Consider the following 5,724-nt stretch of genomic DNA (forward strand, 5'->3'; position numbering starts at 1 on the left):
GGCGACATCATCACCGACGAGGCCGGCGCAGTTGTGGGCGGAATCGGCTATTCGGCATCAGCCAACATCAATGTGACCGACGAGCATCCCTCCATGTTCGAGCCCATCCACGGTTCTGCCCCCGACATTGCAGGCAAAGGCATAGCCAACCCTTCGGCCACGATTCTGTCCACAGCCCTGCTCCTGCAGCACTTCGGGTATGACGAAGCGGCTGCCCGAATCGAACGAGCCGTGGAAGCGGATGCCGAGGAGAATTCCTCCCACAAACGGAGCACTGACCAAATTGGCCAGGACATTATCGCAAGACTGTAAACAACCTACATACCTGTAAGTGATCCTGGAGGCCTGACACCCTGGTCTCCAGGCTCGCTTGCCGACCCTGTCCGCAGCGAGGATGCCGACGAACAGGACGAATCAAGGGCATCCAAAAGTTCCGACAACGAGGTTAGACAATATGAAAATCGCATTGGATCCCACGCCATTCCTTCCCGACCTGCCCTTCCTGCCGTTTTATGTGCACCCCTAAGGCGGACGACGAATTAGTCAAGGACTTCGCGGCCGCCTTGCAGAAGGCACGTGTTGAGCTGTGCTCGCTGCTGCCGGTCTACAGGACTTCCTGGCCCGACGAACGAGAGCGACAGACAGCCGTGCGCTATTGGAAGCGGGCCATCGAAATTGCAGCTCTGCAGGATGTGCACGGCATCAACAGTCCGCTGGTTTGCGCCGTCTACGCCGCTCCTCACACCTTCCATTACAGCAATAATATGGATGGGATCACCGCCTTGGCCGGCAAACGACTCAGGTCGGTTTATGTCTCAGACAGCTATGCCCATCATCGTTCGCATGATCTACGCTACATAGCCAATCCCCCAGGAACCAACGCCCGTGTTCATCGGCATCCGAAGGTGGGTGACGGCGATGTGGACTTCAAGGCCCTGTTCGCCGCCCTGAAGAAGAATGGGTTCCTGGATCGCGAAGAGTCCATCATCGTCTCCGACGTATTCGCTGAGGACGCGACCGCCCACGAAACGCCCGCCTACCAGCATGAAACCATAGAACGCCTGGTGGCGGAACCCGGACGCAACTGCCTGTTTCTTCAGGAATTGCCATGTCGGCCGACAAGGAAGGAGCATAGCATGAGCTTCTGGCTGATCATCGGTTTGGCGGTAGCTGCTGTGCTGATAGGCCTGGACAAGTCGTTGATACCAGGCTCGGCCATCCTGGCAGTGGCCACTCTGGCATCGCTGATGCCCGCCAAAGAAGCCACCGAGCTGACGCTGATCATGGCCATCGTCGCTGACTGGACCGCTATCTGGGCTTACCGGCATGACATTGTGCTGGCCTCCCTGTTTAGACTGTTGCCGACTGTGACCATAGGCATCCTAGCCGACGTCTGGTTCTTGTATCACGCTGACAACAACGCGACCAAAAAGACCATAGGGCTCATACTTGCCTGCTTTGTTTCACTCTACTTTCTTTCTCGCATAAGGACCACGCTGAAAACGCGATACGGCGGCAAGAGTGAAGCATCCCAAGACGGAACTAGAGGCAGGAACAAACAGAAGCAAGGAATAAGCGTGGCCTTCCACATGCTCTGCGGCGTTCTGGCGGGTTTTACCACCATGGTAGCCAATGCAGGGGGTCCGGTCACAACCGTGTATTTCAGCAGCGAGCAGCTGCCTGTCAAACAATTCCTTGGCACCACGGCAGCCTTCTATCTGGTGGTGAACCTGGTGAAGCTGCCTTTTGCAGTCGGACTGAATACGATAAACAGGAAAGTTGCGCTTGCCTCCCTATGCGTTCTCCCGCTCACACTGCTCGCTGTCATCTGCGGCAGGCTGATCGCCGGTCATGTCAACCAGACAGCCTTTTCTGCGGCAATATATTTCTTCGCAGTCATCGCCGTCATCAGCCTTCTGATATGAAAAAGCCCCATTACGGGAAGAATAACGAGTCCCGCACAATAATCGGCAGAACTTCCCGTTCTAGACTAAGCACTACGATAAATTTTAATCAGGCCGAAGATCGACTGTTTTTGCCGATGCCGTGAACGAACACGGCGCGTGTCGTCTATCCAATTGTCATCAATCCAATGAGGGAAAACGCTATGCGCAACGCAACAGAACGATTCGTACACAAGCTGTCCGAAGGCGATGCCTCCATGCGCGACCTGTTGGTAAGCAAGCGATTCGGGGATGGCAACAATCACCTGCCGATATTAGTCAGATCGGGAGCCCAGATCTCCACGCCCGATATGATGAACACCACTCTCAATTTGGGACTCAACGATGAGGCAGTGCGGGCTCATATCATTAAGACCGGCAACCCCCGCCGGGACTGGGACTCCTACCTTCGGTTCATTCCGCTATACGGTAGCGCAGTGATGGGTGTGCCTGGAAAAATCTCCGAGCGCAAAGCCGAGCAGCATGTCAGAAGAAGCACCGCGCCTGAGGATATCGAAGGCATGCACCATGCGGAAAGGGTTCTGACCTCCCTCGGAGGCATGGTTGGTCATACCGCCGCAGCAGTGGCACAGGGGATTAGGCGCTGCTGCGTGTCGGGTCTGTCCGATTTGGGATTGATGGATGAAGACGGCTGCCGCCTGTCGAACCAGAACATAAGGGAGGGCAATTGGATCTTTCCGAATGGGGAAACCAGGAAGGTCTATGCAGGAAAATTGCCCGCACGGCCCTCTTACGAGATCGGACCCTTCACACGCGTGATGTCATGGGCCAACCGTTTCGTCACATGGAGGCCAAGGCCAACGCGGATCCGCCGGAAGACTTCCGACGCTCACAGGAGCCGGGCGATGAGAGAGTCGGGCTGTGCCGCACCGGGCACATATTCTCCCAAGGAGAACGCGGCGGAGATCCCTCGTCCATCGAATTCTGCGGCAATTGGCCTCGATTATGTACCCTGCTCAACCTACCAGTCGCAGGCAACAAGACTGGGTGCGGCCCAGGCCAGTCGGCGGGCATGCGCTCGAGGCAAGTAAAGGAGCAATCATGAAGAGCCAAGCATGACTGCAAGAACGATCCATCTACAAGAACAGTGAGGAAATCATTATGAATGAAAACATCGATATGGACAAAATCAGAGAACTCAAACGGCTCGCTGGTCGAATCAGACAGGAGACAATCAAGGAAATCTCGGCCTTTGGAACCGGTCACGTGGGTGGATCCCTGTCTATAGCCGACCTTCTTGCTGTCCTGTACGGACACGAGATGAACATCAAACCCGAGGATCCGCAGTGGGCCGACCGGGACTGGTTTGTCCTTTCCAAGGGCCACTCCGCACCAGCCTTGTACGCCACACTCGCTCTGCGCGGATACTTTCCCATGGATTGGCTGAATACCCTCAACCGCAACGGGACCAACCTTCCTAGCCATGCCGACAGACTCAAGGTTCCCGGAGTGGACGTAACCGCCGGATCCCTGGGTCAAGGATCCTCAGTAGCCGCGGGTGTTGCTTTGGGACTGAAGATGGATGGCCGAAACAACAAGGTTTATCTAGTCATAGGAGACGGCGAGAGTCAAGAGGGTCAGATATGGGAGATGGCCCTCTTCGCCGCCCAGCATCGCTTGGGCAATCTGATTGCCTTCATGGACTATAACGGTCTGCAACTGGACGGATACTGCCAGGACATCTGCTCCCTGGGAGACGCTGCAGCCAAGTTCAAGGCTTTTGGATGGCAGGTCGTTGACGTCTCTGATGGCAATGACGTCCCATCCATCCTTCAAGCCTTGGAAACAATCGACAGCAAGTCAGGAAAGGCCGACGGCAAGCCTTCTATGATCGTGCTTCACACCGTCAAGGGCCTGGGATGGTCGGAGATCGCCGGAAAACCGAAGAGCCATTCAATATCAATCAACGAGCAGGAGCGCGACCAGGCCTTGGCCGAAGTCCAAACAATGATTGATGCGGCCTAAGGCATGAGATCCACGCACAGAAACCCAATTGCACAAGGATAGGTAAAGAGGAAACAGGAATGATAGAGCGTACTTTGGAAAACGAGAGACAGGAAATGCGGCAGGCCTTCTGCCAATGCCTCCTTGACCTGGCGGCCGACGACGAACGCCTGATCCTTCTGGATGCTGATTTGATGAGCGCCATAGGCACCAAGCCTTTTCAGGAAGCCTACCCAGAACGGACGGTGGACTGCGGCATTCAGGAAGCCAATATGATCGGCACTGCGGTAGGGCTCTCCCTGACCGGCAAAATACCCTTCGCGCATACCTTCGCTCCGTTCATGAGCCGAAGAGCGATGGACCAGATCTTCATTTCCGGCGGCTACAGCAAGGCCAATGTCAAGCTCGTTGGCTCCGACCCGGGAATCACGGCCATGACCAACGGCGGCACCCACATGTCCTTCGAGGATATGGGGATCATGAGGAACGTCCCTTCAATGACCGTTCTGGAAGCCACCGATATCACCATGCTTAAATGGATGATGAGTTGGCTGGCCCAAAACTACGGCATGCAATATATGCGGCTAGTGCGCAAGCAGTGCGTCAAGGTCTATCAGGAAGGAACTCATTTCCAAATAGGAAAAGCCGTACAGGTCATAAATCAGTCCGGTGCAGAGGCGACTATCATCGCCAGCGGCATCTGCGTGGCTGAATCTATTAAGGCTGCGCGCACTCTTGACAATGAAGGCATACCGGTCCGCGTCCTTGACATGTTCACATGGAAGCCGCTGGACAATCAGGCTGTAGCCGATGCAGCCCGACAAACCGGAGCCATCGTGACCGCTGAGAACCATAATGTCAATACAGGCCTGGGCGCTGCCGTCAGCGAAGCAGCGGCAGGCAGCTGCCCAGTTCCTATCGAATTCATCGGAGTTCACGACCGATTCGGCCAGGTCGGCGACCAGAACTATCTGGCTCAGGAATATGGATTGACGGCAAAGGATATAGTCCGAGCCGTAAGGAAAGTCGTCGACAGAAAACACCAATATCTTCAACGCTGACATTTGATACGTCGCCAGACCGCAGAACAGGGGGCAGCGTGTCGGCAATCCGACACGCTGCCCCCTGTTGGCCTGTGACTTAGCGTGAACCGTTGCGTGCAAATCTGAACCGAGGTGCGCGCATGTTCACCTGCTCGGTTCTACTTCTGAGCCAGCATGGACTGGTTGATGGCCGCCAGGAAGTCCCGGTTGGTGGCGGTCTTCTTCAGCCTGGGCACCAGTGTCTGATAAGCCTGCTCGGTCTCCATGCCGCCCAGGAGGCGACGAAGACGATAGACCACAGCCAGCTCCTCAGGCGCGGTGATCAGCTCCTCGCGCCGGGTGCCGGAGGCGTTGATGTCGATGGCGGGGAACATACGCTTGTCGGCCAGGTCCCTGGTCAATCTCAGCTCCATGTTGCCAGTGCCCTTGAACTCTTCGAAGATGACCTCGTCCATCTTGGACCCGGTCTCCACCAAGGCCGAAGAGATGATGGTCAGGGAGCCGCCGTTCTCAATGTTGCGGGCGGCGCCAAAGAAGCGCTTAGGCGGATAAAGGGCCTGCGCGTCCACGCCGCCGGAGAGGATGCGTCCGGATGCGGGAGCCGAGATATTGTAGGCGCGAGCCAGACGGGTCATGGAATCCAGAAGGACCACCACATCCTGTCCCAGCTCCACCAGGCGCTTGGCACGTTCGATAGCCAGCTCGGCCACGGTGGTGTGATCGCTGGCGGGACGGTCGAAGGTGGAGGAGATGACCTCGCCCTGAACCGTGCG

6 protein-coding genes are annotated in these 5,724 nt (G+C 56.4%); 5 read left to right on the plus strand and 1 reads right to left on the minus strand.

What is annotated here, in order from left to right; all coding sequences use genetic code 11:
- The 5 genes from AC0AP0_RS08215 to AC0AP0_RS08235 form a co-directional block, all read left to right on the plus strand.
- A partial coding sequence (locus tag AC0AP0_RS08215; protein ID WP_490430111.1) for an isocitrate/isopropylmalate family dehydrogenase occupies positions 1 to 312 on the plus strand: 312 nt, incomplete at its 5' end.
- 200 nt (positions 313 to 512) lie between these two features.
- Positions 513 to 1,925 carry a TSUP family transporter gene (locus AC0AP0_RS08220; protein WP_490430112.1) on the plus strand — a complete coding sequence of 471 codons (1,413 nt, stop codon included), beginning with the start codon at positions 513 to 515 and terminating at the stop codon, positions 1,923 to 1,925.
- Positions 1,926 to 2,107: 182 nt separating this feature from the next.
- Positions 2,108 to 2,995: a PEP-utilizing enzyme gene (locus AC0AP0_RS08225; protein ID WP_490430113.1), complete on the plus strand. Its 888-nt coding sequence runs from the start codon at positions 2,108 to 2,110 to the stop codon at positions 2,993 to 2,995.
- 70 nt (positions 2,996 to 3,065) lie between these two features.
- A complete protein-coding gene (locus tag AC0AP0_RS08230; RefSeq protein ID WP_490430114.1) occupies positions 3,066 to 3,929 on the plus strand; it encodes a transketolase in 864 nt (287 codons plus the stop codon).
- A 59-nt stretch (positions 3,930 to 3,988) separates the two neighbouring features.
- Positions 3,989 to 4,969 (plus strand): transketolase family protein, encoded by a 981-nt coding sequence (locus AC0AP0_RS08235; RefSeq protein WP_490430115.1) that lies wholly within the window; start codon positions 3,989 to 3,991, stop codon positions 4,967 to 4,969.
- Between the two features lie 140 nt (positions 4,970 to 5,109).
- On the opposite strand, the gene rho is transcribed toward AC0AP0_RS08235, so the two are convergent.
- The coding region (rho, locus tag AC0AP0_RS08240; protein WP_490429923.1) for a transcription termination factor Rho at positions 5,110 to 5,724 on the minus strand (615 nt) is incomplete at its 5' end.

The organism is Bifidobacterium sp. POST2/T3 (B1), assembly GCF_058197115.1.

Bases quoted from the DNA above. Each gene is read 5' to 3' on its own strand.
- AC0AP0_RS08235 (WP_490430115.1), top strand. From the start codon at position 3,989: ATGATAGAGCGTACTTTGGAAAACGAGAGACAGGAAATGCGGCAGGCC.
- AC0AP0_RS08220 (WP_490430112.1), top strand. From the start codon at position 513: ATGTGCACCCCTAAGGCGGACGACGAATTAGTCAAGGACTTCGCGGCC.
- AC0AP0_RS08230 (WP_490430114.1), top strand. From the start codon at position 3,066: ATGAATGAAAACATCGATATGGACAAAATCAGAGAACTCAAACGGCTC.
- AC0AP0_RS08225 (WP_490430113.1), top strand. From the start codon at position 2,108: ATGCGCAACGCAACAGAACGATTCGTACACAAGCTGTCCGAAGGCGAT.